26 protein-coding genes and 1 pseudogene are annotated in these 25,410 nt (G+C 64.7%); 10 read left to right on the forward strand and 17 right to left on the reverse strand.

Annotated features, from left to right (window positions below; genetic code table 11):
- Positions 1-7 precede the first annotated feature (7 nt).
- From H4I97_RS02965 to H4I97_RS02990, 6 genes and pseudogenes are all read right to left on the reverse strand, one after another.
- Positions 8-996, reverse strand: a pseudogene (locus H4I97_RS02965) (alpha/beta fold hydrolase).
- Between the two features lie 58 nt (positions 997-1,054).
- The gene (locus H4I97_RS02970) at positions 1,055-1,666 is read right to left on the reverse strand and encodes a tetratricopeptide repeat protein (protein WP_182306465.1); all 612 of its coding nucleotides are present in this window, start codon (positions 1,664-1,666) and stop codon (positions 1,055-1,057) included.
- A 127-nt stretch (positions 1,667-1,793) separates the two neighbouring features.
- Positions 1,794-1,919, reverse strand: coding sequence for a type B 50S ribosomal protein L36 (gene ykgO / locus H4I97_RS02975; RefSeq protein ID WP_003497670.1), 126 nt, complete (start codon positions 1,917-1,919; stop codon positions 1,794-1,796).
- 176 nt (positions 1,920-2,095) lie between these two features.
- Positions 2,096-3,163 (reverse strand): 5-(carboxyamino)imidazole ribonucleotide synthase, encoded by a 1,068-nt coding sequence (locus H4I97_RS02980; protein ID WP_182306466.1) that lies wholly within the window; start codon positions 3,161-3,163, stop codon positions 2,096-2,098.
- Positions 3,160-3,657 carry a 5-(carboxyamino)imidazole ribonucleotide mutase gene (gene purE, locus H4I97_RS02985; RefSeq protein WP_182306468.1) on the reverse strand — a complete coding sequence of 166 codons (498 nt, stop codon included), beginning with the start codon at positions 3,655-3,657 and terminating at the stop codon, positions 3,160-3,162. The genes H4I97_RS02980 and purE overlap by 4 nt, the downstream gene beginning before the upstream one ends.
- Positions 3,658-3,674: 17 nt before the next feature.
- The gene (locus H4I97_RS02990) at positions 3,675-3,878 is read right to left on the reverse strand and encodes a YdcH family protein (protein ID WP_182306469.1); all 204 of its coding nucleotides are present in this window, start codon (positions 3,876-3,878) and stop codon (positions 3,675-3,677) included.
- Positions 3,879-4,107: 229 nt separating this feature from the next.
- Between H4I97_RS02990 and H4I97_RS02995 the strand changes: the two genes are divergently transcribed.
- Entirely contained in the window at positions 4,108-4,284 is a 177-nt protein-coding gene (locus H4I97_RS02995; RefSeq protein ID WP_182306470.1) for a YdcH family protein, read from the forward strand.
- 182 nt (positions 4,285-4,466) lie between these two features.
- Here the strand turns inward: H4I97_RS02995 and H4I97_RS03000 are convergent, their stop codons facing one another.
- Both H4I97_RS03000 and H4I97_RS03005 read right to left on the reverse strand, forming a co-directional pair.
- A complete protein-coding gene (locus tag H4I97_RS03000) occupies positions 4,467-4,727 on the reverse strand; it encodes an ArsR/SmtB family transcription factor (RefSeq protein ID WP_182306471.1) in 261 nt (86 codons plus the stop codon).
- A gap of 81 nt (positions 4,728-4,808) precedes the next feature.
- On the reverse strand, positions 4,809-5,573 hold the full coding sequence (locus H4I97_RS03005) for a sulfite exporter TauE/SafE family protein (protein WP_182306472.1): 765 nt from the start codon (positions 5,571-5,573) through the stop codon (positions 4,809-4,811).
- A 105-nt stretch (positions 5,574-5,678) separates the two neighbouring features.
- On the opposite strand from H4I97_RS03005, the gene H4I97_RS03010 reads away from it, so the two are divergent.
- The 7 genes from H4I97_RS03010 to H4I97_RS03040 all read left to right on the forward strand — a co-directional run bounded on the left by H4I97_RS03010 (position 5,679) and on the right by H4I97_RS03040 (position 13,667).
- The gene (locus tag H4I97_RS03010; protein ID WP_182306473.1) at positions 5,679-6,332 is read left to right on the forward strand and encodes a thiamine phosphate synthase; all 654 of its coding nucleotides are present in this window, start codon (positions 5,679-5,681) and stop codon (positions 6,330-6,332) included.
- 8 nt (positions 6,333-6,340) lie between these two features.
- Positions 6,341-7,447 (forward strand): tetratricopeptide repeat protein, encoded by a 1,107-nt coding sequence (locus H4I97_RS03015; protein ID WP_182306474.1) that lies wholly within the window; start codon positions 6,341-6,343, stop codon positions 7,445-7,447.
- Positions 7,448-7,562: 115 nt separating this feature from the next.
- Positions 7,563-8,831, forward strand: coding sequence for an MgtC/SapB family protein (locus H4I97_RS03020; RefSeq protein ID WP_182306475.1), 1,269 nt, complete (start codon positions 7,563-7,565; stop codon positions 8,829-8,831).
- A gap of 144 nt (positions 8,832-8,975) precedes the next feature.
- Positions 8,976-9,776 (forward strand): inositol monophosphatase family protein, encoded by an 801-nt coding sequence (locus tag H4I97_RS03025; protein WP_182306476.1) that lies wholly within the window; start codon positions 8,976-8,978, stop codon positions 9,774-9,776.
- A 100-nt stretch (positions 9,777-9,876) separates the two neighbouring features.
- Positions 9,877-10,908 (forward strand): flagellar motor protein MotA, encoded by a 1,032-nt coding sequence (locus tag H4I97_RS03030; RefSeq protein WP_182306477.1) that lies wholly within the window; start codon positions 9,877-9,879, stop codon positions 10,906-10,908.
- 3 nt (positions 10,909-10,911) lie between these two features.
- Positions 10,912-11,943, forward strand: coding sequence for a peptidoglycan -binding protein (locus H4I97_RS03035; protein ID WP_182306478.1), 1,032 nt, complete (start codon positions 10,912-10,914; stop codon positions 11,941-11,943).
- 80 nt (positions 11,944-12,023) lie between these two features.
- Positions 12,024-13,667 (forward strand): FAD-binding dehydrogenase, encoded by a 1,644-nt coding sequence (locus H4I97_RS03040; RefSeq protein ID WP_182306479.1) that lies wholly within the window; start codon positions 12,024-12,026, stop codon positions 13,665-13,667.
- A gap of 19 nt (positions 13,668-13,686) precedes the next feature.
- Here H4I97_RS03040 and H4I97_RS03045 read toward each other — a convergent pair whose 3' ends face one another.
- A complete protein-coding gene (locus tag H4I97_RS03045; RefSeq protein ID WP_244658754.1) occupies positions 13,687-15,414 on the reverse strand; it encodes an ABC transporter transmembrane domain-containing protein in 1,728 nt (575 codons plus the stop codon).
- A gap of 267 nt (positions 15,415-15,681) precedes the next feature.
- Between H4I97_RS03045 and rpmE the strand changes: the two genes are divergently transcribed.
- The gene (rpmE, locus tag H4I97_RS03050) at positions 15,682-15,903 is read left to right on the forward strand and encodes a 50S ribosomal protein L31 (protein ID WP_112689852.1); all 222 of its coding nucleotides are present in this window, start codon (positions 15,682-15,684) and stop codon (positions 15,901-15,903) included.
- A gap of 165 nt (positions 15,904-16,068) precedes the next feature.
- Here rpmE and rcdA read toward each other — a convergent pair whose 3' ends face one another.
- The 3 genes from rcdA to H4I97_RS03065 all read right to left on the reverse strand — a co-directional run bounded on the left by rcdA (position 16,069) and on the right by H4I97_RS03065 (position 18,438).
- Positions 16,069-16,584: a protease adaptor protein RcdA gene (gene rcdA / locus H4I97_RS03055; RefSeq protein WP_182306481.1), complete on the reverse strand. Its 516-nt coding sequence runs from the start codon at positions 16,582-16,584 to the stop codon at positions 16,069-16,071.
- 369 nt (positions 16,585-16,953) lie between these two features.
- Positions 16,954-17,151: a DUF1192 domain-containing protein gene (locus H4I97_RS03060; RefSeq protein ID WP_182306482.1), complete on the reverse strand. Its 198-nt coding sequence runs from the start codon at positions 17,149-17,151 to the stop codon at positions 16,954-16,956.
- A gap of 3 nt (positions 17,152-17,154) precedes the next feature.
- Entirely contained in the window at positions 17,155-18,438 is a 1,284-nt protein-coding gene (locus H4I97_RS03065) for an MFS transporter (protein ID WP_182306483.1), read from the reverse strand.
- Between the two features lie 162 nt (positions 18,439-18,600).
- Here H4I97_RS03065 and H4I97_RS03070 point away from each other — a divergent pair, with 162 nt between their 5' ends.
- On the forward strand, positions 18,601-18,756 hold the full coding sequence (locus H4I97_RS03070; protein WP_182306484.1) for a hypothetical protein: 156 nt from the start codon (positions 18,601-18,603) through the stop codon (positions 18,754-18,756).
- Positions 18,757-18,760: 4 nt separating this feature from the next.
- On the opposite strand, the gene H4I97_RS03075 is transcribed toward H4I97_RS03070, so the two are convergent.
- The 5 genes from H4I97_RS03075 to gap all read right to left on the reverse strand — a co-directional run bounded on the left by H4I97_RS03075 (position 18,761) and on the right by gap (position 25,360).
- The gene (locus tag H4I97_RS03075) at positions 18,761-19,672 is read right to left on the reverse strand and encodes a PhzF family phenazine biosynthesis protein (RefSeq protein WP_182306485.1); all 912 of its coding nucleotides are present in this window, start codon (positions 19,670-19,672) and stop codon (positions 18,761-18,763) included.
- A 97-nt stretch (positions 19,673-19,769) separates the two neighbouring features.
- Positions 19,770-20,666 carry a fructose bisphosphate aldolase gene (locus tag H4I97_RS03080; protein ID WP_182306486.1) on the reverse strand — a complete coding sequence of 299 codons (897 nt, stop codon included), beginning with the start codon at positions 20,664-20,666 and terminating at the stop codon, positions 19,770-19,772.
- A gap of 303 nt (positions 20,667-20,969) precedes the next feature.
- Complete coding sequence (locus H4I97_RS03085; RefSeq protein ID WP_182306487.1) at positions 20,970-22,172, reverse strand: phosphoglycerate kinase; 1,203 nt, start codon at positions 22,170-22,172, stop codon at positions 20,970-20,972.
- A gap of 97 nt (positions 22,173-22,269) precedes the next feature.
- On the reverse strand, positions 22,270-24,078 hold the full coding sequence (locus tag H4I97_RS03090; protein WP_182306488.1) for a potassium/proton antiporter: 1,809 nt from the start codon (positions 24,076-24,078) through the stop codon (positions 22,270-22,272).
- Positions 24,079-24,349: 271 nt separating this feature from the next.
- Positions 24,350-25,360 carry a type I glyceraldehyde-3-phosphate dehydrogenase gene (gene gap, locus H4I97_RS03095; protein ID WP_182306489.1) on the reverse strand — a complete coding sequence of 337 codons (1,011 nt, stop codon included), beginning with the start codon at positions 25,358-25,360 and terminating at the stop codon, positions 24,350-24,352.
- Between the last annotated feature and the right edge of the window lie 50 nt (positions 25,361-25,410).

Genomic DNA, 25,410 nt, shown 5'->3' on the forward strand with positions numbered 1-25,410 from the left:
GCCCGCTTTAACGCTCCGGGTCCAGCCTCTGCGCCATGGCCTGCAGGTCATGTTTGCGGCCCGCAATCTTCTCCATCGCCGAAATTGCGAGAAGGCGTGCGGCATAATCCGGCTTGTGGCCGAGGCCCTTGATCCAGACGAGTTCGGATCCCTCGATGTCGTGGGCTAGCCCGAGAGAATGGATCTGCGCCAGAACGATGTCGTCGCTGTCACCCGTGACGATCACCGTCGGTGCCTTGATCTCGCGATAGCGGGGCGAGAACCGCGACACGTAGCCATGCAGATTGGCGACATCTTTCGCATTGGCGCGGAAGGTGGCGGGGCGCAGAACGAGAGCGGGGGCAGTGTCTGCGACATAGGTGTCGGGACATGGATTGGGGTGAAAGACGTTCCGGGTGGCGGCTTCCAGCCGTGCCATGCCGGCATGCAGCGCCACCGTATGGCAGAAAAGGGGGCCGAGGACCGGCGTGGAGGCCAGGCGATAGTACCAGTCCACGCCACCCGGCCAGGGATGCGTCGCTGGCGCAAGGAACAGCAGGCCCACGGTCTTGTCGGGGTACAGAACGCCGAAGCTCGCCGCGATAGCGCCGCCGAAGGAATGGCCGACGATGATTGCCCGCTCGATGCCGCGCTTTTCCATGAGCAGCGCAATGGCCGCCGCCTGGCCGCCCGGATAGGCGTTTTCCGAACCGCCGCGTTCGGAATAGCCGTGGCCCGGGCGGTCGACGAAGAGCAATTCGGCGCGGTCTCGGAGAGGTTTCAGAAACGTCGTTGCCTGATCGCGCAGATTGCCACTGGCGCCGTGAATGAAGACGATGGGGGAAGGTCCGGATTCGGTCCGGCCGGGACGTGCAATGCGTTGATGGCGAAACCGCCGAGATCAATTTTTTCGCCGATATTGGGGACGCTCTGTTCGATCGCGCGGGCCCGCAGCGCAGTGCCGGCGGCAGAGAGCGATGCGAGGCCGACAAGGGCGGCGAGGGCGGAAAGGAGCATGATTCGTGTTCGGAAGGTTTAGGGCCGGGTCAGAGGCTATGGATTGACGGAGGTACCCTCATGTCCGGCTGCCGGCAAGCTTCTCCGAGAGCTTCGTCACGAGGTCCTGAGCTTCGCGGTCGGCCGGGTAGATCTCGAGATAGCGCTCCCAGGCCTTCAGCGACATTTCCTCCCGGCCGCGCTCGGCGAGGATCGCGGCCATGCCGGCGAGCGCGCCGAAGTGGCGCGGTTCGATCGCCAGCACGTGCTCGATATCGGACATCGCCTTGCCGTAGTTGTTCATCGTGTAGTGTAGCGTCGCACGCTGATTCCATGCGCCGACGAAGTCCGGCTTTAGCGTGATCGCCTGGTCGAGGAAGTCGAGCGCCGCGGGATTGCGCCTCTCCTTGATCGCTTCGGCCGCCCACTGCATCAAGAGGTCGATGGTCGGGCTGCCGGAGGTGTTCCAGTGCGTGGTGACCTCGGCGGCGATTTCGCTCGCCGCTTCCGGATCCCGCTCTCGCTTGAGATCGATCAGGAGCGCCTGGACGTCTTTCGCCGATTCGGCACCGAGCGTCTGCGCCTCGGCCGCCGCGTTCTCGGTGGAGGAGGGGCCGACATCCTGGGAGAGGGCGGGGCCGCAGGCAAAGAGGAAGCCCGCGATCATGAACGTGCAACGAAAATAGCGCATGCGGTTATGATAGACCGCCTGCGCTATGTTTCAAACTCAAAATCAAGAGAGGGCGCGGCTGTCGTTTCTCTCCATTCGCTCCGGAAAAATCCGGCCGATGGGGTGCGACGGCGGCGTGTCCCGCAGATCAGCCCTGGCGGGCCTTGAAGCGCGGGTTCTGCTTGTTGATGATGTAAACGCGACCCTTGCGGCGAACCAGACGGTTATCGCGATGACGGGCCTTGAGCGCTTTCAGCGAATTCTTGATCTTCATTTTCCTGATCCGCAACGGTTGCCGGGGAACTTTCGATTCGCCCGTTGTCTTCAACAATCAAAAGCGCGCCGCGGGGCGCGCTCCTTTAGGGTTGGTGGCCAATAGCCCGACAAAGCCCTTCGTGTCAACCGGTTGGACCGGTTTTCCAGCGCTCTGCGCCGGATTTTCCTGCCTTATCAGCGGCGTCTTGCCATGAGTTCGGTGACATGTCCCATCTTCCGGCCGGGACGCGCCTCGGTCTTGCCGTAGAGATGGACGAGCACGTCCGCACGCGAAAGCCAGTCGGGAACTTTGTCGATGTCGTCGCCGATGAGGTTGGTCATCACGCAGTCGGAATGGCGGCGGGGATCGCCGAGGGGGAGCGAGGCGATTGCGCGGATATGCTGCTCGAACTGCGAGACGACGCAGGCAGCCTCGGTCCAGTGGCCGGAATTGTGCACCCGGGGTGCGATCTCGTTGGCGACGAGGCCGCCGTCCCGCAGGACGAAGAATTCGATCCCGACCACGCCGACATAGTTCAGCGCGTCGAGGAGCTTTTTCGCCGCGTCGCGGGCGGCCTCCGCCGTCGCGTCCGTGATGCGGGCAGGCAGCGTCGATGTGTCGAGAATGCCGTCGCGGTGGACGTTCTCCGCCGGATCGTAGCAGGCGACGGCACCGTCGGTCCCGCGGGCCGCGATGATCGAGATTTCACGCTCGAAGGGAACGAAGCTTTCGAGAATCAGCGGCACGCCGCCCAGCGCCTCGAAGGCGCCGGCCGGGCTTTCGTCCACCGAGCGGAAGACGCGCTGGCCCTTGCCGTCATAGCCGAGGCGGCGGGTCTTCAGGACGCCGCATCCGCCGAAATCGGCAAGCGCCGCCTCGAGCTGCGCCTGATCGTCGACGGCATGGAAGCGCGCGGTCGGAATGCCGCAGCCGTTGAGGAACCGCTTCTCCGTCAGCCGGTCCTGCGCCACGTCGAGCGCCTTCGGCGGCGGATAGACCGGAACGTTGCGGGCGAGCATCTCGGCGGCCTCGACCGGCACGTTCTCGAATTCGTAGGTGACGATGTCGCAGTCAGCGGCAAGCTCGGCGAGCGCCACCGGATCGGCATAGGCGGCGGTGATCTGGCGGTTCGCCAGCTGTGCGGCCGGACAGTCAGCCTGCGGCTCGAGAATGATCGTGCGAAAATTCAGGCGGGAGGCGGCGATCGCCAGCATGCGGCCAAGCTGGCCGCCGCCGATGATGCCGATGGTGCGGGCGCTCATGCTTCGTCCATGGGGTATTCGGCGACCGTGGCGGTCTGGCGTTCCCGCCATTCGTCGAGCCGGTCCGCGAGATCTTCGTCAAAGAGCGCCAGTACGGCGGCGGCGAGCAGCGCGGCATTCACCGCGCCGGCCTTGCCGATCGCGAGCGTGCCGACCGGAATGCCCGCCGGCATCTGGACGATCGACAGCAGGCTGTCCTGGCCGGAAAGCGCCCGCGACTGGACCGGAACCCCGAAGACGGGCAGCGGCGTCATCGCCGCGGCCATGCCGGGCAGGTGGGCGGCGCCGCCGGCACCTGCGATGATAACCTTGAAGCCTTCGTCACGGGCGCCCTTGGCGAAGGCGACAAGCCGGTCCGGCGTGCGGTGGGCGGAGATGATGCGGGCCTCGTAGCTGACGCCGAGCGCGTCCAGCGTGTCGGCGGCATTCTTCATGGTTTCCCAGTCGGACTGGCTTCCCATGATGATGGCGACGGGAGGGCGCTCCTCGGTCATCGTCGTGGCCCTTTCTTTCAGGCGATGATATCGGGAATGATCTGGTCTTCGAGCTTGCTCAGCCGGTCCTTGATCACAAGCTTCTTCTTCTTCATGCGCTGGATGCGCAGGACGTCGCATCCGGTCGCCGTCATCGCGTTGATCGCGACGTCGTAGTCCTCGTGCTCCTGGCGGAGTTTTGCCAGCTGAAGCCTGATGTCCGCCTGTTCCTGATCGGGCATGTTCTCGTCCCCATGTCGTCTTTGCATCTTTGTCGAATGCGCCGAAGATTCGCGCAAGCTCCTATCACCAATTGCGGGTAACGGGAAGTTATCCTTGATCCCGAATTTGCGGCCAGAAGTCGCTGTTTTGGCCTTCGACAAAACACATTCTTCGTGTCACACTGCTGTCGTAATGCCTGAGGCCCCAGCGGTGGATGGCTGGAGGCAGGCGAAAGGAAGGACGCATCAAATGACCATTCAGGCTCATCTTGAATCGCTCGAAAAGAAGCACGTAGCCCTTGAGGAGAGGCTTCACACTGCTCTTACATCTCCCTCCGTCGATGACAAGGAAATCGCAGAAATCAAGCGCCACAAGCTGCGCATCAAGGACGAGATCGAGCGTCTGAGGTCGTCCACCCGACACTGACATCTTCTCGTTCCCGCCGGGCGGGCCGTCGGACCCGCCCCCGGCTGAGAGACAGTTTTCCGATCATCCTTTTGAGCCCCGGAAACCAGAGCGGTTTTCGGGGCTTTTCGTTGCCAGAGGTACTGCCGGGAGGCGAGACACGCGAGGCGAGGACAAGCGTCTGCGAAGGACAGTTCCGGCTCTCAGATCCAGAACTGGTCGAGCCAGAGCGTCATGCGGTTGAAGCCGGGTGTGTTGACCGCATAAATGCGTCTCGTGCCGGAGGTCGTGACGGTCACGAGGTTGCAGTCGAGGAGAGCCTTGAGGTGCTGGGAAACGGCCGGCCTGCTGATCGGCAGGCCCTTGGCAAGGTCATTGACGGTCCTGGGAGCCCGGCGAAGCTCCTCCAGGAGATGGCGCCGGTTCGGGTCGGCAATCGCTGCAAAGGGATCCGAGTTCGACATGGCGTCAACCTACGGCAAGTGGAGCCGCCCGGCAAGACGTGATGTGCAGCGCAGCAAGCCTCCGCCCACTGCGCGGCCGGTCTAGAACTGCAGGCCGTCCCAGATGAGTTTCGCCGCGGCGACGAGCACCATCCCGTACATCAGCGGATAGAAGATCGCGGGCTTCAGGTAACGGACGACGCGTGCCCCGATCAGCGTCGAGACGAGCGCGACGGGCAGCAGGGTGGCCGAGATGGTGAGATTGGTGGTGTCGAGACTGCCGAGCGCGAAATAGGGGATGACCTTGATGGCGTTGACGATCGCAAAGAAGCGCGTGCTGGTGCCGGTATAGGTCAGCGGATCGAGTTTCAGGGGCAGGACGTAGATCTGGAAGGGCGGGCCACCGGCATGGGCGACGAAGCTCGCATAGCCGGAGAGGCTGCCCCAAATGGTGCCGGCGACCGGACGTTCGGGGGCCGGCAGTCGTTCCTCGTGTCGTCTCGGGCCGAAGGTCTCGACGAAGTAGCGAACGGCGAAGAGGAGCGCGATGCCGCCGAGAATGAGGCGCATGGCGTTCGCCGAGACATAGGCCGAGGTCGCCCAGGCGATGGCGATGCCGAGGATCGCGCCCGGCAGCATGGTGAGGAGCGTCGCACGATTGTTGTGCTTGCGCCAGGCCCAGAGCGCCACCGCATCCATGACGAGAAGGATCGGGAGGAAGATCGCCGCCGCCTGCAGCGGTGGCACCACGAGCGCCATCATGGGGACGCCGATCAGGGCGAGTGCGCCGCCGAGCCCTCCCTTGGAAAGGCCGACAAGGACGACGGCCGGGATCGCGGCGGCGAAGAACTGGATGTCGGGCAACATTTGTTTCCATTGATACTTGGACGAGACCGGTCTATCGGATTCACTTGAACAAAACGAGGGCGGAATCCTGCACTCCCGCAGATTTCGCCGAAGATGGATTGACCGATGACCGGACCTGAAGACCGCTGCCGCCTTGTGCTGATCGTGCCCGACCTTGCCGACGCGGAGGAAAAGGCGCGCATCGTCGGTGACGCGCTGAGGGGCGGGGACGTCGCCTCCGTCATCGTGCCGCAATACGATCTCGACGATACCGCCTTCCAGAAACATGCCGAAAAGCTGGTGCCGGTCATCCAGGGGGCGGGCGCTGCCGCACTCGTCGTCGACAACAGCCGCGTCGCCGGACGGGTGAAGGCCGACGGCCTGCACATCACCGGCAATGCTGCAGCTCTCGCGGAAGCCTTGGAGAAGCATGCGCCGAAGCTGATCGTCGGCGGCGGCAACGCGATGGATCGCCACCATGCGCTCGAGATGGGTGAAGCGCAGCCGGACTACATTTTCTTCGGACGCCTCGACGGCGACATCAAGCCGGAGGCGCATTCCAAGAACCTTGCGCTCGGCGAGTGGTGGGCGTCTATGGTGGAGATCCCGGCCCTGGTGATGGGCGGCAACGATCCTGCCTCCGCGCTCGCCGTCGCCGAAACCGGCGTCGAATTCGTGGCGCTCAGCAAGGCGGTGTTTGCCGATCCGGCGCAGGCTGCGAGCGTGGTTGCATCGGTCAACGCGGTCCTTGACGAAAAAGCGCCACGGTTTGAAGATTGAACCTCGTCATGCGGTTCATTCGATATTCTCTCTGTCTCCTGGTTTCGTCCGTCTCCATTGCGCTCTGGAGCGGCGGTGCCGCGCCCGCTCGCGCTGAGGGCAAGGATGAGGCGCTCACCCGGCCGCTTCCGGCGGACGCCGGCAAGCTGGAGCGCGGCGATCGCCCGACCACAGGTGACGGCGCGGACGACAAAGCGGCGGGGCCTTCCGCCAACGGCCTGACCCTTTTCGAGCGCATGGGCGCGCCGCTTCCCGACCTGCCGCCCGAACCCGAATACAAGGGGCCGGTCGACGAAGCCTATGGCGCATTCCAGCGCGGGCTCTATCTCACGGCGATCGACAAGGCGCTGCCGCGGGCGCAACTCGGTGATCCGGCGGCACAGACGCTGATCGCCGAGATGACCTCGCGTGGTTTCGGGGTCAAGCGCGACGAGAAGGCCGCCGCCTTCTGGTACGGGCAGGCGGCCGCCGGCGGCGATCCTGCGGCGATGTTCAAATACGCACTTCTCCTGATGGAAGGGCGCGCTGTCCCGCGCGACAAGGCGAAGGCCGACGAATACATGCGCAAGGCCGCGGAGGCGGGCAACGCCTCGGCGCAGTTCAACTGGGCGCAGACGCTCGTTTCCGACAATCCCGGAGAGAAGGGCCTCAAGCTTGCGCTGCCCTTCTACGAGAAATCCGCCGAGCAGGGGATCGCCGACGCGCAATACGCCGTGGCGCAGGTCTACAATGCCGTGAGGGATCTGCCCGAGGAGAAAAAGTCGAAAGCTCGCTACTGGCTGCTGAGGGCCGCCCGCGCCGGCTTCGACACCGCCCAGCTCGACATGGGCATCTGGCTCGTGAACGGCGTCGGCGGCGAGCGGGACTACGACGAGGGCTTCCGCTGGCTGAGCATCGCTGCGAAGCACGGCAACGTCGTGGCGCAGAACCGTCTCTCGCATCTCTATGTCAATGCTCTCGGCACGCGCCCCGATCCGATCGAGGCGGCGAAGTGGTATGTCCTTTCGCGCCGCGCGGGGCTCAAGGACCCGACGCTCGAGGACTTCTATCTCGGACTGACCGACGAACAGCAGAAGAAGGCGATCGAAGCCGCGAACAAGTTCCGGCGCGGCTGAGCGTCCGCTCGCGTCGCTTCTGCGGCCACGGATACGGACATTTACGCTGGCGGTCGCCGCAGCGGAATGCGATGTTCCGAATCGGACGGGCATGTCACCGCTGGCAGGGGGCGGGATGGACGAGATCGAACTCTATCAGCGGCTTGGACTGGCGATCGCGATCGGCGCGGCGGTCGGCGTTGAACGCCACTGGCGCGCCAGGGACGAGCCCGAAGGGGCCCGGTCTGCCGGCATCCGCACCTTCACGATGATCGGCATGACCGGTGGCGTCGCCGGCCTTGTAGAAAAGTATCTTCCCTCCGGTGCCGCCGGATCGGGGCTGGCCGTCACCGGCTTTCTCGTCGCCATGACGCTGGTGGTCGCCGTCTTCGAGCTACGCGAGGCGATCGCCTCCAAATCCTTCAGCGTCACGTCGGTCGTTGCCGCCATGCTCACCTTCGGCCTCGGCGTCGTCGCCGTGCTCGGGGACATGACGCTCGCCTCTGCCGGCGGCGTCGCCCTGCTGGCGATCCTCGCGGCCCGGCAATTTCTCCATCAGGCGATCCAGCGCCTGCAATGGGCGGAACTGCGCTCCGCCATCATCCTGCTCGCCATGACCTTCGTCCTCCTGCCGGTCATTCCCAAGGAGCCGGTCGGCCCCTTCGGCGGTGTCTCCCCGGCAAGCCTCGTGCTGGTCGCGATCACGCTCGCCTCTATTTCTTTCGTCGGTTACGTCGCGGTGCGCATCCTCGGCTCTTCGCGGGGCGATCTGGCCGCCGGCGCCATCGGTGGCCTCGTCTCGTCGACGAGCACGACCATCGCCTTTGCCCGGCGGGCGGCAGAAGGAGAGGGGAGCCGCACACTTGCAGCCGGCGTGATCGCTGCGGGCGCGGTGTCGCTTGCGCGCACCGCCTTCCTCGTCGGAACGCTCGCCCCCATGTTGCTGCCGTCGCTCTTGCCGCCACTCGGCGTCGGCGGGGCCGTGATGACGATCTACGCGCTCGTCCTTGCCGCGCGCATTCCCTCCGGCGACGGCGCGCGGATACCGCAAAACCCGTTCGAACTGTCGGCGGTCGCCAAGATGGCGTTGCTGCTGGTCGCCGTCGCCTTCCTGGCGCGTGCCGCATCGGCCTATTTCGGTGCGACCGGCCTCATTCTCGCGGCCGGTCTGTCCGGGCTCGCCGACATCGATGCCACGACGGTCGCCGTCGCCGGCATGCTTCCGGCGCTCGACCGGGGAACGGCGGTCGAGGCGATCGGCGTCGCCGTGCTCGCCAACATCGCGGCCAAGGCCGTGTACGCCTCGGCGCTTGCCGGCGGCACTTTCAGCCGTCATCTCTGGGCAGCCTCGCTCCTCGCCTCGCTCGCAGCCTCGGCGGTTCTGCTCGCGCCGCTGGCGTCCTGAAGACTGCCGCTTGCCAGCATTGGTGGCCGAAGCCCCTTGAATTCGGGCGATTTTTGTGGTCTTGAACCGGCTCCGCGATCCTTCAGGCGCCGCCGCTCACCGAAGCCGCGCGCCTCGCTGCAAATTTCAAGGAAAAAGACCGAAATGGCCCGCTCAGCTCTCCTCAATGTCATGGTTCAGGCCGCGCTCAAGGCCGGCAAGTCGCTGGCGCGCGATTTCGGCGAGGTCCAGAACCTGCAGGTCTCCGTCAAGGGACCCGGCGACTTCGTCTCGCAGGCTGATTTCCGCGCGGAGAAGATCGTCAAGGAAGAGCTCCTGAAGGCGCGCCCGACCTACGGCTTCCTCGGCGAGGAGGGTGAGGAGATCATCGGCACCGACGGCTCGCACCGCTGGCTCGTCGATCCGCTGGACGGCACCACCAACTTCCTCCACGGCATTCCGCAGTTCGCCGTCTCGATCGCGCTCGAACGCAGTGGCGAGATCGTCGCCGGCGTCATCTTCAATCCGGCGACCGACGAGCTCTTCACCGCCGAGCGTGGCGGTGGCGCCTTCCTCAACGACCGCCGCATCCGGGTCGCGGCGCGCAAGACGCTCTCCGACTGCGTCATCGGCTGCGGCATCCCGCATCTCGGCAAGTCGAATCACGGCAAGTTCCTGCTCGAGCTGCGCCACGTGATGGGCGAAGTCTCGGGCGTGCGCCGTATCGGATCGGCCGCCCTCGACCTCGCCTATGTCGCGGCGGGGCGCTTCGACGGTTTCTGGGAAACCCACCTCAACGCCTGGGACATCGCGGCCGGCCTGATCCTCATCCGCGAGGCGGGCGGCTTTACCAGCGACGCCGACGGCGGCACCGACATGCTCTCGACCGGCACTGTCGTTGCCGGCAACGAATATATCCAGAAAGCGCTCCTCGAGGTCATCGGCCGGCCGGTGCCGAAAGCCTGACGCCGATCCGCCGGCTGTGGCCGGCGGGCGCTTTCCCCTTCAATTCGTCTCAATTTTCCACTAGCCTCCGGCAGCAAGATTCCGGGAGGCTGAGGACGATATGGTGAAAGTGAAGCTGGCGGACCTGGAAGTGGCCGAGACGGGGACGGGGAATTACGAGCACAAGCTCTCGAGCCCGATGCCCTTCTTCACCACCATGCTGATCTTCCTGATCATCGTGGGCTTCATCACCGCTATTCTCTACCGGCAGGCCCATGCGGCCTTCGTCACCAATCCCGGGCTGAACGGGCTCATCCTCGGCGTTCTCGCCGTCGGGATCATCCTCGTCTTCACCCATGTCCTGGCGCTGCGGCCGGAAGTGCGCTGGTTCAATTCCTTCCTCGCGGCCGGCAGCGCCGACAAGGTCGGGCGTGAGCCGCGCCTGCTTGCGCCGGTGCGTTCGCTGATCGGGGGGCGGCGCGACCTTGCGATCTCGACGGCCTCGCTGCGCTCCATCCTCGATTCGATCGCCACACGGCTCGACGAGTCGCGGGACACGTCCCGTTACCTCATCGGGCTTCTCGTCTTCCTCGGCCTGCTCGGCACCTTCTGGGGGCTGCTCGGCACCATCAGCTCGATCACCGCGGTAATCCAGTCTCTCGACCCGACGTCCGGCGACAGCGCCGACGTGCTGCAGGCGCTGAAGAACGGGCTCACCGGGCCGCTGAGCGGCATGGGCACGGCGTTTTCGTCCTCGCTGCTCGGCCTTTCCGGCTCGCTCATCCTCGGCTTCCTCGACCTGCAGGCGGGGCGCGCGCAGAACCGTTTCTACACCGAACTCGAAAACTGGCTTTCCTCGGTGACGGATGTCGGCTCCGACCTCATGGTTGCCGAGACGCCGGCCGTCTCCTCCGACGACATGAAGCGGCTGATCGGTCAGATGCACAAGCTGATGACCCAGCAGGCCGGCGCCAGCAACGAGCGTTCCGTCGCCGCCGTCGCCAATCTCGCCGAGGGCATCCAGGGTCTCGTCAAAAACATGCGCAACGAGCAGCAGATGCTGCGCGACTGGATCGAACAGCAGCAGGAAGACGCCCGCGCCATGCGCAAGGTCCTCGAGCGCTTGAACGACAAGATGGGCGGGGACGAGTAACCGATGGCCCTCGCGCGCAACCGCCGCCGGGAACGCGGCGTCGACTACTGGCCGGGCTTCGTCGATGCGCTCTCGACTCTGCTTCTCGCCATCATGTTCCTGCTCACGGTTTTCGTGCTGGCGCAGTTCATCCTCAGCCGCGAAATCTCCGGCAAGGACGAGGTGCTCAACCAGCTGAACAGCCAGATCGCAGAGCTCACCGAACTGCTGGCACTGGAAAAGAGCGGCAAGCAGGATCTCGAAGACACGCTTGCGACCCTGCAGTCGTCGCTTTCCGCTTCCGAGAGCGAGCGCAGCCGCCTCCAGCAGCTTCTGGCGAGCGGGGCGGGTTCGGCGGAGGCTGCCAACAGCCGCATCGGCACGCTCAACCAGCAACTCGACCAGGAGAAAGAAGTAAGCGCCCGAGCGTTGAGCCAGGTGGAATTGCTGAACCAGCAGATCGCTGCGCTTCGGGCGCAGATCGCCGCCGTCGAGCAGGCGTTGCAGGCATCCGAAGCCAAGGACCAGACCTCGCAGGCGAAGATCGCCGATCTCGGACGTCGCCTCAATGTCGCTCTCGCCCAGCGCGTGCAGGAGCTCAATCGCTATCGGTCCGACTTCTTCGGCCGGCTGCGCGAAATTCTCTCCGACCGCGAGAACATCCGCATTGTCGGCGACCGCTTCGTCTTCCAGTCGGAGGTGCTGTTCCCGTCCGGCAGCAGCAACCTCAATCCCGAGGGCGAGGTCGAGATGGCCAAGCTCGCGGCCGCGCTCATCGATCTCGCCAAGGAAATCCCGGCGGAAATCAACTGGGTGCTGCGCGTCGACGGCCATACCGACAACGTGCCGCTGCTCGGCACCGGCCGCTATGCCGACAACTGGGAGCTCTCCTCCGCACGCGCCATCGCCGTCGTCAAGTTCCTGATCTCCCGGGGCGTGCCGTCCAACCGGCTGGTCGCTGCGGGCTTCGGCGAGTTCCAGCCGATCGCCGAGGGCGACAGTCCCGAGGCGCGCTCGCAGAACCGGCGCATCGAACTCAAGCTCACCGAACGATAAGTCGTCCGCCTCTTACAGGGCAGGGTTGTCAAATCCTTACGTGTTCGTAAAAGTAAGAAACGGACACGGAGGGGGAGACGATGGATTTTGATGTGCTGGTGATCGGGGGAGGGCTTGCCGGGCTCGTCGCCGCGACGGAGGCGGCGGACCGCGGGCTCAGGACCTGCATTCTCGACCAGGAAGGGGAGCAGAACCTCGGCGGCCAGGCTTTCTGGTCGCTGGGCGGCCTCTTCTTCGTCGACAGTCCCGAACAGCGGCGGATGCGCATTCGTGACAGCTACGAGCTGGCGCGGCAGGACTGGTTCGGTTCGGCCGGCTTCGACCGTGCGGAAGACCACTGGCCGCGACTGTGGGCGGAGGCCTACCTGCAATTTGCCGCCGGCGAAAAGCGCGAATGGCTGCACGGGCAGGGAATGCGCTGGTTTCCGGTTGTCGGCTGGGCAGAGCGCGGCGGCTCGCTCGCCGCCGGCCACGGCAATTCCGTGCCGCGCTTCCATGTCACCTGGGGAACCGGCCCGGCGGTCATCGAGCCTTTCGTCCGCCGCGCCCGCGCCGCCGAGGCGGCCGGCCGCATCGCTTTTCGATTCCGCCATCAGGTCGACCGGCTGATCGTCACCAACGGCGCGGTCACGGGTGTGCAGGGCACGGTCCTCAAGCCGGACAGCATCCAGCGCGGCGGGGCAAGTTCGCGCAATCCCGTCGGCGAGTTCGAGATCAGCGCCGGCGCCGTGATCGTCACCTCCGGTGGCATCGGCGGCAATCACGACCTCGTGCGCAAGAGCTGGCCGGTCGACCGGCTCGGTCCGGCGCCGAAATCCATGGTCGCCGGCGTGCCGGCCTATGTCGACGGCCGCATGCTCGCGATTGCCCAGAGCGCCGGAGGGCGGATCGTCAACGGCGACCGCATGTGGCACTACACCGAAGGCCTACGGAACTACGATCCGATCTGGCCGAACCACGGCATCCGCATCCTGCCGGGGCCGTCCTCCTTCTGGTGCGACGCCGACGGCAATCGCTTCCAGGCGCCGGCGATGCCAGGCTTCGACACGCTGGCGACGCTGAAGGCGATCCGCGCGCGCGGCCACGAATACAGCTGGTTCATTCTCACCAAGGCGATCATCAAGCGCGAGTTCGCGCTCTCCGGCTCGGAGCAGAACCCGGATTTGACCGGCAAGGACATCCGGCTCCTGCTCTCGCGCCTCGGCCGCAATCCGCCGGGGCCGGTGCAGGCCTTCATGGACAAGGGCGAGGATTTCGTCGTCCGCGACAACCTGGAGGATCTCGTCGCAGGCATGAACGAACTGACAGGCGAACACCGCCTCGGCGTGCAGCACGTCCGCGCGCAGATCGAGGCGCGCGACCGGGAACTCGATAATCCGTTCAACAAGGATGCGCAGATCACCGCAATCCACGGCGCCCGCAAATATCTCGGCGACCGGTTCATGCGCACGGCGAAGCCGCACCGGCTTCTCGACCCCAAAGCCGGGCCGCTGATCGGGGTCCGCCTGCACGTGTTGACGCGCAAGACGCTCGGCGGTCTGCACACCGACCTTCATGCGCGCGTGCTCGGTGCCCGCGACGAGCCTATCCCTGGCCTCTACGCCGCCGGTGAGGTCTCCGGTTTCGGGGGCGGCGGCATGCACGGCTACAATGCGCTCGAAGGTACCTTCCTCGGCGGCTGCCTGTTTTCCGGGCGAGTCGCCGGCCGCTCGGTCGGCGCCTGACGGCGGCGCGGAGCCGCCGCTATTTTGCGGCGGCGCTCAGGTCGTGGGCACCGGTCTCGAACTGCAGGCGGGCAAGTTTCGCATAAAGCCCGCCTTCGCGGATCAGGCTCTGGTGCGTGCCTTCCTCGGCGATTCGGCCGTCGTCGAGCACGAGGATGCGGTCGGCCTTGAGCACGGTCGCAAGCCGGTGGGCGATGACGATCGTCGTCCGGTCCTGCATCAGGCCGTCGAGCGCCTTCTGCACCAGCGTCTCGCTTTCGGCGTCGAGCGCCGAGGTCGCCTCGTCGAGCAACAGCAGCGGTGCGTTCTTCAAGAGGGCACGGGCGATCGCGATCCGTTGGCGCTGGCCGCCGGAAAGCGTGATGCCGCGTTCGCCGACCTGTGTGTCGAAACCCTTCTCCAGCCGGTCGATGAATTCCCGCGCCTGCGCGGCTTCTGCCGCGGCGATCACCTCGGCGCGGCTTGCGTTTGGTGCGCCGAAGGCAATGTTGTCGTGGATCGTGGAGGCGAAGATCGTGACGTCCTGCGGGACGATGGCGATGCGGGCGCGCAGTGCGTCGGGCGCGACCTCGCGAACATCGACGCCGTCGAAACTAACGGTGCCGCTCACCGGATCGTAGAAGCGCAGCATCAGCGAGAAGACGGTGCTCTTGCCGGCACCGGACGGGCCGACGATCGCCACGGTCTCGCCCGGCTCGACCTTGAAGCTCAGGCCTTTCAGCGCCGAACGGTCCGGATGGCTCGGATAGGAGAAATGGATGTCGTCGAATTCCACCCGGCCGATCGCCGGTTCGGGGAGCGGCTTCGGCGAGGCGGGGGCGGCGATCGCCGGCTCCTCGTGCAGCAGTTCCATTAGCCGTTCGGCGGCACCGCCGGCCTGGGCGAGTTCGCCCCAGACTTCCGAGAGCGATCCGAGCGCGCCGGCGGCGATCACGGAATAGAGCAGGAATTGACCGAGCGTACCCGCGCTCAGCGTTCCGGCGAGCACGCTCTGCGCGCCGTACCAGAGAACGGCGACGACGCTGCCGAAGACGAGGGTGATGGCAAAGCCGGTAAGCAGCGCACGGGAGCGGATCGCCGTGCGCGCGGCGGTATAGGCGCTTTCCACCGCATCGCCGTAGCGCGCCGTCGCAATCGCCTCGCCGTTGAAGGCCTGCAGCGTGCGGGTCGCGCCGATGGTCTCGCTCGCATAGGCGGTTGCCGCGGCAAGCGTATCCTGTGCGGCGCGGGAGCGCTTGCGCACGGACCGGCCGAAACCGACCAGCGGAAAGACGATCACCGGTATGGCGATGAGGACGAGAACCGAAAGCCGCGGGCTGGTGTAGATCATCATGCCCACGGCGCCGAGACAGAGGATGGAGTTTCGAAGCGCCAGCGACGCGCTCGCGCCCACCGCCGACTTGATCTGCGTGGTGTCAGCGGTGAGCCGCGAGACGATCTCGCCCGACTGGTTGACGTCGAAGAAGGAGGGAGACAGCCGCGTCACGTGCTCGAAAACCGCGCGCCGCAGATCGGAGACGACCCGTTCACCGATCGAGATGACGTAGTAGTAGCGCATGGCGCTGGCGATCGCGAGCAGCACCGCCATGACCACCAGCATGCCGAAATAGCTGTTGATGAAGCCGCGGTCGGCGCCGCTGAAGCCGTGGTCGATCATCCGCCTGACCGCAAGCGGCAGGGCGAGTGTCGTTGCCGCGGCCAGCGCCAGGAAGAAGAGGGCCGCCGTGACCATGCCACGGTAGTGCATCAGGTAGGGCAGGAGCCCTCCAAGCGGCTTCAACGAACGTCTTCTTTTCGACTCTGGCTCGGTAACCTCGGACACCTTGGCATTTCTCCCGTTCGCCTTCGCGCTGCCGCGCTTGGGGCTCTTGTTATCCTTGCGCCCTTCATGTATAGGCACGGCATCGAATTGGGAAGCCGTGGCCTGATCGGGACTACGGCTTCATTTATTAAATAGGTTCCGAAGATGCAAACGCGGCTTTTCGGTTCCTCCGCCACAAGCAGGAAGATCGTTATGAAGGCTGACATCCATCCCGAATACCACATGATCAAGGTGGTCATGACCGACGGCACCGAATACGAAACCCGTTCGACCTGGGGTTCGGAAGGCGCTGTCATGAACCTCGAAATCGACCCGAAGTCGCATCCGGCCTGGACGGGCGGCAACCAGCAGCTCATGGACCGCGGCGGCCGTCTTTCGAAGTTCAACAAGCGTTTCGGCGGCCTCGGCCTCTGATCGCTTCGAAGCTTCCGCTTCAGTTTTCAAAGCCCGGCTCGTGCCGGGCTTTTTGCATTTGAGGACTCTGGTGCCGGAGCGTGCCTTTCGACTGCCCGCCGAAAACGAAAAATCCCGGCGAGGCGGTGCCTGCCGGGATGATCTGGGTGCGCCGTTTGCCTTCGCTCAGTTGCTGGTGAAGGCGGTCCGCAGGAGGTCGAGCTGCGCCTTGACGCTGTTCTCGTTGTCCGGGACGACCTCTGCTTCCGCCGGGCGGTAGATTTCGCGGTCGAGCAGGGCGATGCGGTTCTGCAGGCGCAGCGAGCGCTCGACGAGATCGCGGAAGGCTTCCGGCAGGTCGTTCCAGCCGGGCGCCGACTTGTCAACGTTGAAGCCGTCCAGCCGGACCTTGCTCTTTTCCGACAGGACCTGGTCGCGGCTCATCTCGCCATTGTTGACCGCCCGCTGCAGCAGCAGCCACGAGGCCATCTGCATCAGCCGCGTGGTCAGTCGCATCGATTCGGCAGCGTAGAGCACGGAGGCCATCCGCGGCAGGACCTTGGCGGCGGAGCGTCCGGGACCGTCGAGATAGGCGGCCGTCTCCTCGACCAGCCCCATGCCTTCCGAATAGATCGCCTTGAACTGGCTCGAAGTGGCAGCGCGACCGGCAAAGCTGATCGTATTCAAACCGACTTCCGACATGGTCTTCACCCCTGTTTTACGCATAACTCTTGTGGCCGCATCTTGTTGCATTCTCGGGGAATGCTTGCCGGCTCTTATGACGTCACGATGCTATCAATAGCTTAAACGCGCAAGCCAAATCTTAAGGAAAGGTTAATTCCCACAGTTTTGCCGAGTGCCCGTCAAAACGCCAAAAAAAGAGCCGCGAAAGCGGCTCTCAAGGTAAAACAGGGAGAAAATCAGACCTATTCGCCATGAGGAGAAACTGCCTGAATCCAGAAGCTCTGGATGAAAGTTACATTAACGAAAAAGCGTTAATGAAGAGTTAATCAGGTGCCGTTGAGTTGACCTTCCTTGTAACAGTTCATGTTCTTGAACAAGGATGCCGGTTTATACTTTCGGGCGAAACAGGCTCTCCGCGGCAAGCTTGCCGGCCTGCTTGCGCTGCCGCTCGGCGTCGAGCCGGGCGATCTCCTCTTCGAGGAGGCCGATCCGCGCCGTCAGCTCGTCTGCGGAAAGCATCGAGAGATCGGAACCGATCTCGTGAACCGTCTTCTTCTTTGGACGCTCGTCGTCGCTGATGCTCATGGACTATGTCTCCTGGCTGGCGGGTTCGGTCTCCGCGACATCGGCGAGCGGCGCGGCACGCGGATCGAGATTGAGGCTTTCCGGGGTGCTGGTCGGCGCGGCACCCACCGGGATCTTCGGCACGTAGTCGCGCTCCTCCGTTGGCACTGCGGGACGCAGGCGGCTGCGGTAGATGGCGTAGGTGGTCAGCAGCCCGTGCGACGTCGCCGTCACCGCGAAGAGCGCGTAGGGCCCGAGCTTGGTCATCACCGGGCCGCCGAGCGTCGGGCCGATGATCGTGCCGATGCCGAAGAGCAGCAGGAGGCCGCCGGAAACCTTCACGAAGTCGTCGGCGCGGGCGAAGTCGTTGGCATGCGCGACCGCGATCGGGTAGAGCGCGTTGGCGGCGGCACCGTAGAGCGCGACGAAGCCGATCAGGATATAGGCATCGTGCGGCTGGACGACTGCCAGAACCACGGCGGCGAGGGCGGCGACCCCCGACAGCGCCGCCAGCACGTAGCGGCGGTCGGTAGTGTCGGAGAGCTTGCCTGCGGGAAACTGCATTATCGCGCCGACGAAGATGGTGAGGCTCATCATCACCGCGATCGTCGTTGGCGAAAGGCCCGCACGCGCGCCGAAAACGGCGCCGAGCGTGCCGTAGGCGCCGTTGGCGATGCCAATCAGCAGTATGCCGATGAAGGAGATCGGCGAATTGCGGTAGAGGCTGCGGAGATCGAGGCTGACGGATTTCAGCGGCTGCGGTGTCGCCGCAGTCGACAGCGTCGTTGGCAGCATGGCGAGGCAGTAGAAGATGCCGCAGAACATGAAGAGGATGGTGGTCGACGGATCGCCGAACGGCACCAGCATCTGTCCTCCGACCACCCCGATCAGCGTGATCGAGATGTAGAAGGAGAAGATCATGCCGCGGCTCTCATTGGTCGCGCGCTCGTTCAGCCAGCTTTCGATGATCATCGAGGTTCCGGCCGTGCAGAAGCCGGTCACGGCCCTCAGCGCAACCCACCAGTACTGGTCGACCTGGATGCCGGTCAAAAGCGCGATGATGGCGATCAGCGCGATGAAGCTCGAGAAGGCGCGAACATGGCCGACGCGCATGACCACCTTCGGCGCGAAGAAGCAACCGAGCACGAAGCCGGTCGCCCAGGAGGTGCCGAGCAGGCCGAGGATCTCGTTCGAATAGCCCTCGGCGGACCCGCGCACGGGGAGCAGCAGCCCGTGCAGGCCATTGCCGAGGAAGAGGAACAGGGTGCCCAGGAGGAGGGCGAGGACGGGCAGCAAGTTACGGCGCATGGTTGCGATTCGCAGCCTTCTGTTCGAAACGTTCTAGAGGTCGACTGAAACGTCACAGATTGCAAGATGACCGTGTCGAAGATCAGTCTTGCCCCGGCGTTGATTGAGAAGCAAAAGTGTCCGCCGTATGACGCTTCTCCGATTCTTCCGCAAGGACCTTCAATGACCAAAGCGATCGCCGCCTTCCTGATCCTCGCGATGGTCGTGCAACTCATCAAGCCGCTCGGGGTTCCCGGGCTGCGTCGGCGAGGCGACTTCTGGAAGCTCGCCGTGCTTGCCTTCGTGATCTGGTCCGTGGTGCTTCTTATCCGCCCGTGACGGCTCAGAGCGAGAGGGTGCCGCGCATCACCTCGATGCAGTCTCCGGTGATGTCGACGGTGTGAACATGGCCGTCGCGCTTTTCCACCGCGACATGGATATGGCTTGCGCGTCCCATCTCCACACCCTGTTCCACGCGATAGCTGAAATGACCGTGCGGCGCCGGCTCGAGCGACGTCAGGAGCGCGCCGAGAGCGGCCGATGCACTGCCCGTCGCCGGGTCCTCCGGCACGTTGTCGAGCGGCGCGAACATGCGTGCGCGGATGTGCCCGCCGCCAAGCCGCGCGTAGAGGAAGAGCGGGCAATCGCTCTCCTCGGCGGCAAACGTGGAGCACATCTCTTCCAGCGTCTCGACGTTCGGCTTGGCGCGACCGAGCGCGTCGAGGTCGGAAAGCTCGGCGACGACGAATTTGAGACCGACGGAGGCGAACAGGGGCACATGGCGGTCGGCGACGACGTCGCGCGAGGAGAGGTTTGCCGCGCGGGCGAGGAGCGGAACCGGAACCTGTGCTCCGAGCGAAAGCGGCTGCGGCGCCCGGATCGTTGCCCCGCGCACGGTGTCGCCCGCCTTGCGCAGCGTGACGGTGACGAGGCCGGCCTTCTCCTCGAAGCGCAGCGCCTCCCCGACGGACTGGCCGAAGATCCGGCCCAGTCGCCCGACGACGAAGGCAGTGCCGACATTCGGATGGCCGGCGAAGGGAACTTCCGTGGTCGGCGTGAAGATCCGCACCTGCGCGGTGTTGTCGATATCCTCCGCCGGCAGCAGGAAGGTGGTCTCGGAATAGCCGAACTCGGCAGCGATCCCCTGCATCTCCTCCGTCGTCAGCCCGCAGCCGTCGAGCACGACGGCGAGCGGATTGCCGCGAAAGCGGTGCTCGGTGAAAACGTCGACGGTGACGAACGGACATTCCCGCATGGCTGATACTCCCTGGCCGCGATCCCGGTCGTATCTATAGCGAAAAAGCCCGGCGCAGGCCGGGCTTTCGTGTCATCGTGACAAAGAGGTGGCCGTATCAGGCCTTGTTGACGCTCGCGTTGTAGATCTGGCCGATCGTTTCGGCGAGGCTCGCGTCGAATTCTGCGTCGGTCATCGAGACGCGCAGCTTTTCCGTCAGCGCGCGCGAGAAGCTCGCGATCATGCCGTGGTTGTGGCTGAGCTTTTCGCAGGCGTCGGCGGTGGTGTAGCCGCCCGAAAGCGCGACGACGCGGACGACTGACTTGTGGGCGACCAGAGGCGCGTAGAAATCGGCGGTGGTCGGGATCGTCAGCTTCAGCATGACGGCTTCGCCAGCCGGAAGCTTGTCGAGCTGCGCGGCGATCTCGTCGCGAAGAATGGCTTCGGCCTCGACCTTGGTCGGGCTCTTGATGGAGACTTCGGGCTCGACGATCGGGACGAGGCCGTGGCCGATGATCTGGTGTGCCACCTCGAACTGCTGCTTCACGACGGCGGCGATCCCGGCCTTGTCGGCCTCGGCGATCACCGAGCGCATCTTGGTGCCGAACATGCCCTTTTCGCGACCGCGGACGAGGAGGGCGTCGAGATCCGGCATGGCCTTCATCATCTGAACGCCGTTCTGTTCGGCTTCGAGGCCCTTGTCGACCTTGAGGAAGGGCACAACGCCGCGCTTTTCCCACAGATAGGACGGAACGGGCTCACCCTCGACGTCGCCGTCCATGGTCCGCTCGAACAGGATCGCGCCGATGATCTTGTCGCCGGTAAAGGCGGGTGCGGTCATGATGCGGACGCGCATGGCGTGCATCAGGCGGAACATTTCCTCGTCGCCCTGGTAGTCGGACTCGGAAATGCCGTAAAGGCTCAACGCTTTGGGTGTTGAACCACCGCTTTGATCCAGCGCCGCAATGAAGCCGGGTGCAGAGGTGATCTTGTTCAACATCTTCGCGTCTACCATATCTCACTCCTATCCCTACGATGGCGCGACATGCGCTCACGTGGTTCGTTGATGTTCCGACCAACCGGCGACGCCGAATTGATCATTCCCCGGATTGATATCGCTGAGATGTTCGGCTGTTTCGCCTTCTCCCGGGGGCTGCAACTGGCCGATAACAGAAGTTTCCCTAAAGGCAAATCCCGGTCTAATTGATTGAAACGATTGAAATTATTTCAATCGTTTAAAATAGCTGAAATCTTTAAACCGGCTGCGACGGCGGCGCGAATGCGGACGATCCGCGCCGCCTGATGGCATATAGGGCGGTCAGGCCGTCCTGGACAGGACTGCGACGCCCGGCAGTTCCTTGCCTTCCATCCATTCGAGGAAGGCGCCGCCGGCCGTGGAGACATAGGTGAAGTCGTCGGCAACGCCGGCATGGTTCAGCGCCGAGACCGTGTCGCCGCCGCCGGCGACCGAGACCAGCTTGCCGTCGCGGGTGCATTCGGCCGCGTGGCGGGCGGCCGCGACGGTCGCCTTGTCGAAGGGCGCGATTTCGAAGGCGCCGAGCGGGCCGTTCCAGACGAGTGTGGCGGCGCGGCTGATCCAGGCATTGACCGCCTCGACCGATTTCGGCCCGACGTCGAGCACCATGGCATCGGCGGGGATCGCGTTGATGTCGACCGTCTCATTGTCGGCACCGGCCTTGAACTCGCGGGCGACCACGCCGTCCGAAGGAAGGACGATGGCGCAGCCGGCGGTCGCGGCTTCCAGCATGATCTGTTTTGCGGTGTCGGCGAGGTCGTGCTCGCAGAGCGACTTGCCGACATTGGTGCCGTTGGCGGCGAGGAAGGTGTTGGCCATGCCGCCGCCGATGACGAGCGCATCAACCTTCTTCACCAGGTTCGTCAGGAGGTCGATCTTGGTCGAGACCTTGGCGCCGCCGACGATTGCCACCACCGGACGGGACGGCTTGCCGAGGCCCTTTTCGAGCGCTTCGAGCTCGGCCTGCATGGTGCGGCCGGCATAGGCGGGCAGGTGATGAGCGAGGCCCTCCGTCGAGGCGTGGGCGCGATGGGCGGCGGAGAAGGCGTCGTTGACGTAGATGTCGCCGTTCTTCGCGAGTTCGGCGGTGAATTCGGGCGTGTTCTTTTCCTCGCCCTTGTGGAAGCGGGTGTTTTCAAGGAGCAGGATGTCGCCGTTGTTCATCTTTTCGATCGCGTCGGCAGCCGGCGCGCCGATGCAGTCGGAAGCGAAGGCGACGCTCTGGTCCAGCACTTCCTCGACGGCCGGTGCGATCAGCGAAAGCGACATGTCGGCGACCGGCTCACCCTTTGGACGGCCGAAATGAGCGAGCAGGATAACCTTCGCTCCCTTTTCCGAAAGCTCGCGAATGGTGGGCGCCACGCGCTCGATGCGGGTGGTGTCGCTGACCTTGCCGTCCGTCACCGGAACGTTGAGGTCCACGCGGACCAGTACGCGCTTGCCGGCGATGTCGGTCAGATCGTCGAGTGTCTTGAAAGCCGCCATGGTTATACCCGTCCCTCCAGTCTCGTTGGGTTCTAAAAACGTGAGGGCCGGACATTACTACGCCTGCCCCGCGACGCAAGGCGAGGGCGGGCAAAATTCATTCGGCCGCCTTGCGAACCTTGCGGAGATAGTCGCGCAGTGCGTGGGCAATCTCCCGAAGATTGAGGAAGATCGGCAGTTTGGTGGCCGGCGCCACCGGTTCGAGCGAGACGCCGACCGAGGCAATATGTCCCGTCTCGTCGATGTCGCGGACGATCAGGACGATCGTGCCGAGACGGACGCGATCGGCATAGTCCGACCGTCCGCCAAGCCGCTGCTCGATCAGTTCGGCGACGGACATTGTGCGCTCCGCATCACTCACCGAGAGCGGGCCGTAGGCCTGGTCGAGGTTGTCCACGCGGGTCGACGGCGCGATCGCGAACATGCCGAAGAACTCGCTGTCGTTCTCGTCCACCGGCGCCTTGCTGGCGAACAGGCGGTCGAGCAGGCGCGAATAGCCCGGCGCGATGAAGAGATAAACCTGGTCGTTCTCCTTGAGCCGGCCGGCATACTGATAGCGCATCGACTTGCCGTCGCGGATGACGAGCGAGGGCATCGCCCAGCGCGGAATGCGCTCGCCGCGCAGCACGGGGCTGTCGGCGACGACGCGGTAGGCGAGCAGCTCATGGTTGGCGGCACCCGGCAGGTCGAGTTCCAGCTTGTCGACCGCGCCGATACGCGGCGGGATGATGAGCCCGAGCTTGCGGGCGACGGGCTTGATCGTCCAGCCCTGCAGCAGCAGCGAGATCATCACGACGATGAAGGCGGCGTTGAAATAGATCTGCCCGTCTTCCAGGTTGCCGAGGATCGGCAGGATGGCGAGCAGGATCGATACTGCACCGCGCAGGCCGACCCAGGCGATGAAGCCGGTTTCGCGCTGGGTGTAGTCGAACGGCAGGAGGCAGAGCCACACCGCAAGCGGACGTGCCACGAAGACCAGGAAGAGGCCGAGGATGACCGACGGCAGCAGGATCTGCGGAAACTGCGAAGGCGTCGCCAGCAGGCCGAGGACGAGGAACATGACGATCTGTGCGAGCCAGGTCATGCCGTCCTGGAAGCGGGTGATCGACCCGCGGGCGGGAATCTTCTGGCTACCGGCGTAAATGCCGGCCACATAGACGGCGAGGAAGCCGCTGCCGCCGACCGCGCCCGTGTAGGAGAACACGAGGAGGGCCATCGTCAGCATGAAGATCGGCGCAAGCCCCCGTTCGATGGAAATCCGTTTCAATACGAAGACGATGATCGCGCCGCCGATCAGCCCGAGCGCGAGCCCGAGCCCTATCTGTTCGACGAAGAGGCGCAGGAGCTGCATGTCGAAGCCGTTATAGCCCTGGCCGGTCGACAGGAGCTGCACCAGCGCCATGGTGAGGAAGATCGCCATCGGATCGTTGGTGCCGGACTCGACCTCCAGCGTCGAGCGCACCCGATCGCGGATGTTGATGCCGCCGATGCGCAACAGGAAGAACACCGCCGCCGCGTCGGTGGAGGCGACGATCGAGCCGAGCAGTGCGCCTTCGAGGAAAGAGAAGTCGAGCAGCAGGTGCGCGAGCGCGCCGAAGAGACACGCGGTGATCAGGACGCCCGCGGTCGAGAGCAGCAGCGCCGGCGTCGCCGACAATCGGAACGACTGCAGGGAGGTGCCGTAGCCGGAATCGAACAGGATGATCGCGAGCGCCACGGAGCCGAGCGCATAGGCAAGCGAATTGTTGGAGAAATCGATGCCCAGGCCGTCGACACCGGTCACGAGGCCGATCAGCAGGAAGAGCAGGAGGAGCGGAGCGCCGAAGCGGAAAGCGAGCAGGCTCGAAAACGCCGCCAGGAGGACCAGCGCCGTGCCCACCAGCGTCATCGCATAGAATTCGTCCACCCGCGCATCCCCTTCGTCGCCGCCCGTATCGTATCGTCCCGCGCCTGCCGATCATACCGGACCTGCGGACGCAGCGCGACGGCGTCGACAACGCTTTCCGCCCCGATGTCGGGGTCGGTGTAGGGCCGGGAACGATCTGGCAGGACTGCCGAAAGACGAGAGTCGTACTTGTCGCCCGCAATCGTGATCAGAGTAGGGCGGGAGCAGGAAAAATGAAAGGCGGCCCGGTCTCCCGGCCCGCCTCATCAAGGACAATAGTTGGGTCGATCGCTCAGATGAGCTTGCCGAGCGCGACCGCCGTGTCGGACATGCGGTTGGAGAAGCCCCATTCGTTGTCGTACCAGGTGAGGATACGGACGAAATTGCCTTCGAGCACCTTGGTCTGGTCGATCGCGAAGATCGAGGAGTGGCTGTCGTGGTTGAAGTCACGGCTGACCAGCGGCTCCTCGGTGTAGCCGAGAATGCCCTTCAATGCGCCGTTCGAAGCCTCCTTGATCGCCTCGTTGATTTCCTGGGCGCTGGTATTCCTCTTGGCGACGAACTTGAAGTCGACGACCGAGACGTTCGGGGTCGGCACGCGGATCGAGGTGCCGTCCAGCTTGCCCTTGAGGTGCGGCAGGACCAGGCCGACGGCCTTTGCGGCGCCGGTCGAGGTCGGGATCATGGAGAGCGCTGCCGCGCGGGCGCGGTAGAGATCCTTGTGCATGGTGTCGAGCGTCGGCTGGTCACCGGTGTAGGAGTGGATCGTGGTCATGAAGCCGTGGTCGATGCCGACGGCATCGTCGAGCGTCTTGACGACCGGCACCAGGCAGTTGGTGGTGCAGGATGCGTTGGAGACCACCAGGTGATCCTTGGTCAGCTTGTCGTCATTGACGCCGAAGACGACGGTCAGGTCAGCGCCGTCGGACGGAGCGGAGACGAGGACGCGCTTAGCGCCGGCGGTCAGGTGCGCGGCCGCCTTGTCGCGGGCGGTGAAGATGCCTGTGCATTCCATCGCGATGTCGACGCCCATTGCGCCGTGGGGGAGTGTTGCCGGATCCTTGATCGCCGTGACCTTGATCGGCTTGCCGCCGCCGACGATGATGGTATCGCCTTCGACCTTCACATCGGCCGGGAACTTGCCGTGGATCGAGTCGTAGCGCAGCAGGTGGGCATTGGTTTCGACCGGACCGAGGTCGTTGATCGCGACTACTTCGATGTCGGTGCGACCGGATTCGACGATGGCGCGCAGCACGTTGCGGCCGATACGGCCGAAGCCGTTGATGGCAACTTTAAGAGTCATGGCGTTCACTCCCGTGTAGAAAAGAAATTCGAAACTAATGGATCACAGGG

The sequence above is a fragment of the Ciceribacter thiooxidans genome (assembly GCF_014126615.1).
GTDB lineage: Bacteria > Pseudomonadota > Alphaproteobacteria > Rhizobiales > Rhizobiaceae > Allorhizobium > Allorhizobium thiooxidans.

Bases quoted from the DNA above. Each gene is read 5' to 3' on its own strand.
- H4I97_RS02970 (WP_182306465.1), bottom strand. From the start codon at position 1,666: ATGCGCTATTTTCGTTGCACGTTCATGATCGCGGGCTTCCTCTTTGCC.
- ykgO (WP_003497670.1), bottom strand. From the start codon at position 1,919: ATGAAGATCAAGAATTCGCTGAAAGCGCTCAAGGCCCGTCATCGCGAT.
- H4I97_RS02980 (WP_182306466.1), bottom strand. From the start codon at position 3,163: ATGAGCGCCCGCACCATCGGCATCATCGGCGGCGGCCAGCTTGGCCGC.
- purE (WP_182306468.1), bottom strand. From the start codon at position 3,657: ATGACCGAGGAGCGCCCTCCCGTCGCCATCATCATGGGAAGCCAGTCC.
- H4I97_RS02990 (WP_182306469.1), bottom strand. From the start codon at position 3,878: ATGCCCGATCAGGAACAGGCGGACATCAGGCTTCAGCTGGCAAAACTC.
- H4I97_RS02995 (WP_182306470.1), top strand. From the start codon at position 4,108: ATGACCATTCAGGCTCATCTTGAATCGCTCGAAAAGAAGCACGTAGCC.
- H4I97_RS03000 (WP_182306471.1), bottom strand. From the start codon at position 4,727: ATGTCGAACTCGGATCCCTTTGCAGCGATTGCCGACCCGAACCGGCGC.
- H4I97_RS03005 (WP_182306472.1), bottom strand. From the start codon at position 5,573: ATGTTGCCCGACATCCAGTTCTTCGCCGCCGCGATCCCGGCCGTCGTC.
- H4I97_RS03010 (WP_182306473.1), top strand. From the start codon at position 5,679: ATGACCGGACCTGAAGACCGCTGCCGCCTTGTGCTGATCGTGCCCGAC.
- H4I97_RS03015 (WP_182306474.1), top strand. From the start codon at position 6,341: ATGCGGTTCATTCGATATTCTCTCTGTCTCCTGGTTTCGTCCGTCTCC.
- H4I97_RS03020 (WP_182306475.1), top strand. From the start codon at position 7,563: ATGGACGAGATCGAACTCTATCAGCGGCTTGGACTGGCGATCGCGATC.
- H4I97_RS03025 (WP_182306476.1), top strand. From the start codon at position 8,976: ATGGCCCGCTCAGCTCTCCTCAATGTCATGGTTCAGGCCGCGCTCAAG.
- H4I97_RS03030 (WP_182306477.1), top strand. From the start codon at position 9,877: ATGGTGAAAGTGAAGCTGGCGGACCTGGAAGTGGCCGAGACGGGGACG.
- H4I97_RS03035 (WP_182306478.1), top strand. From the start codon at position 10,912: ATGGCCCTCGCGCGCAACCGCCGCCGGGAACGCGGCGTCGACTACTGG.
- H4I97_RS03040 (WP_182306479.1), top strand. From the start codon at position 12,024: ATGGATTTTGATGTGCTGGTGATCGGGGGAGGGCTTGCCGGGCTCGTC.
- H4I97_RS03045 (WP_244658754.1), bottom strand. From the start codon at position 15,414: ATGCACTACCGTGGCATGGTCACGGCGGCCCTCTTCTTCCTGGCGCTG.
- rpmE (WP_112689852.1), top strand. From the start codon at position 15,682: ATGAAGGCTGACATCCATCCCGAATACCACATGATCAAGGTGGTCATG.
- rcdA (WP_182306481.1), bottom strand. From the start codon at position 16,584: ATGTCGGAAGTCGGTTTGAATACGATCAGCTTTGCCGGTCGCGCTGCC.
- H4I97_RS03060 (WP_182306482.1), bottom strand. From the start codon at position 17,151: ATGAGCATCAGCGACGACGAGCGTCCAAAGAAGAAGACGGTTCACGAG.
- H4I97_RS03065 (WP_182306483.1), bottom strand. From the start codon at position 18,438: ATGCGCCGTAACTTGCTGCCCGTCCTCGCCCTCCTCCTGGGCACCCTG.
- H4I97_RS03070 (WP_182306484.1), top strand. From the start codon at position 18,601: ATGACCAAAGCGATCGCCGCCTTCCTGATCCTCGCGATGGTCGTGCAA.
- H4I97_RS03075 (WP_182306485.1), bottom strand. From the start codon at position 19,672: ATGCGGGAATGTCCGTTCGTCACCGTCGACGTTTTCACCGAGCACCGC.
- H4I97_RS03080 (WP_182306486.1), bottom strand. From the start codon at position 20,666: ATGGTAGACGCGAAGATGTTGAACAAGATCACCTCTGCACCCGGCTTC.
- H4I97_RS03085 (WP_182306487.1), bottom strand. From the start codon at position 22,172: ATGGCGGCTTTCAAGACACTCGACGATCTGACCGACATCGCCGGCAAG.
- gap (WP_182306489.1), bottom strand. From the start codon at position 25,360: ATGACTCTTAAAGTTGCCATCAACGGCTTCGGCCGTATCGGCCGCAAC.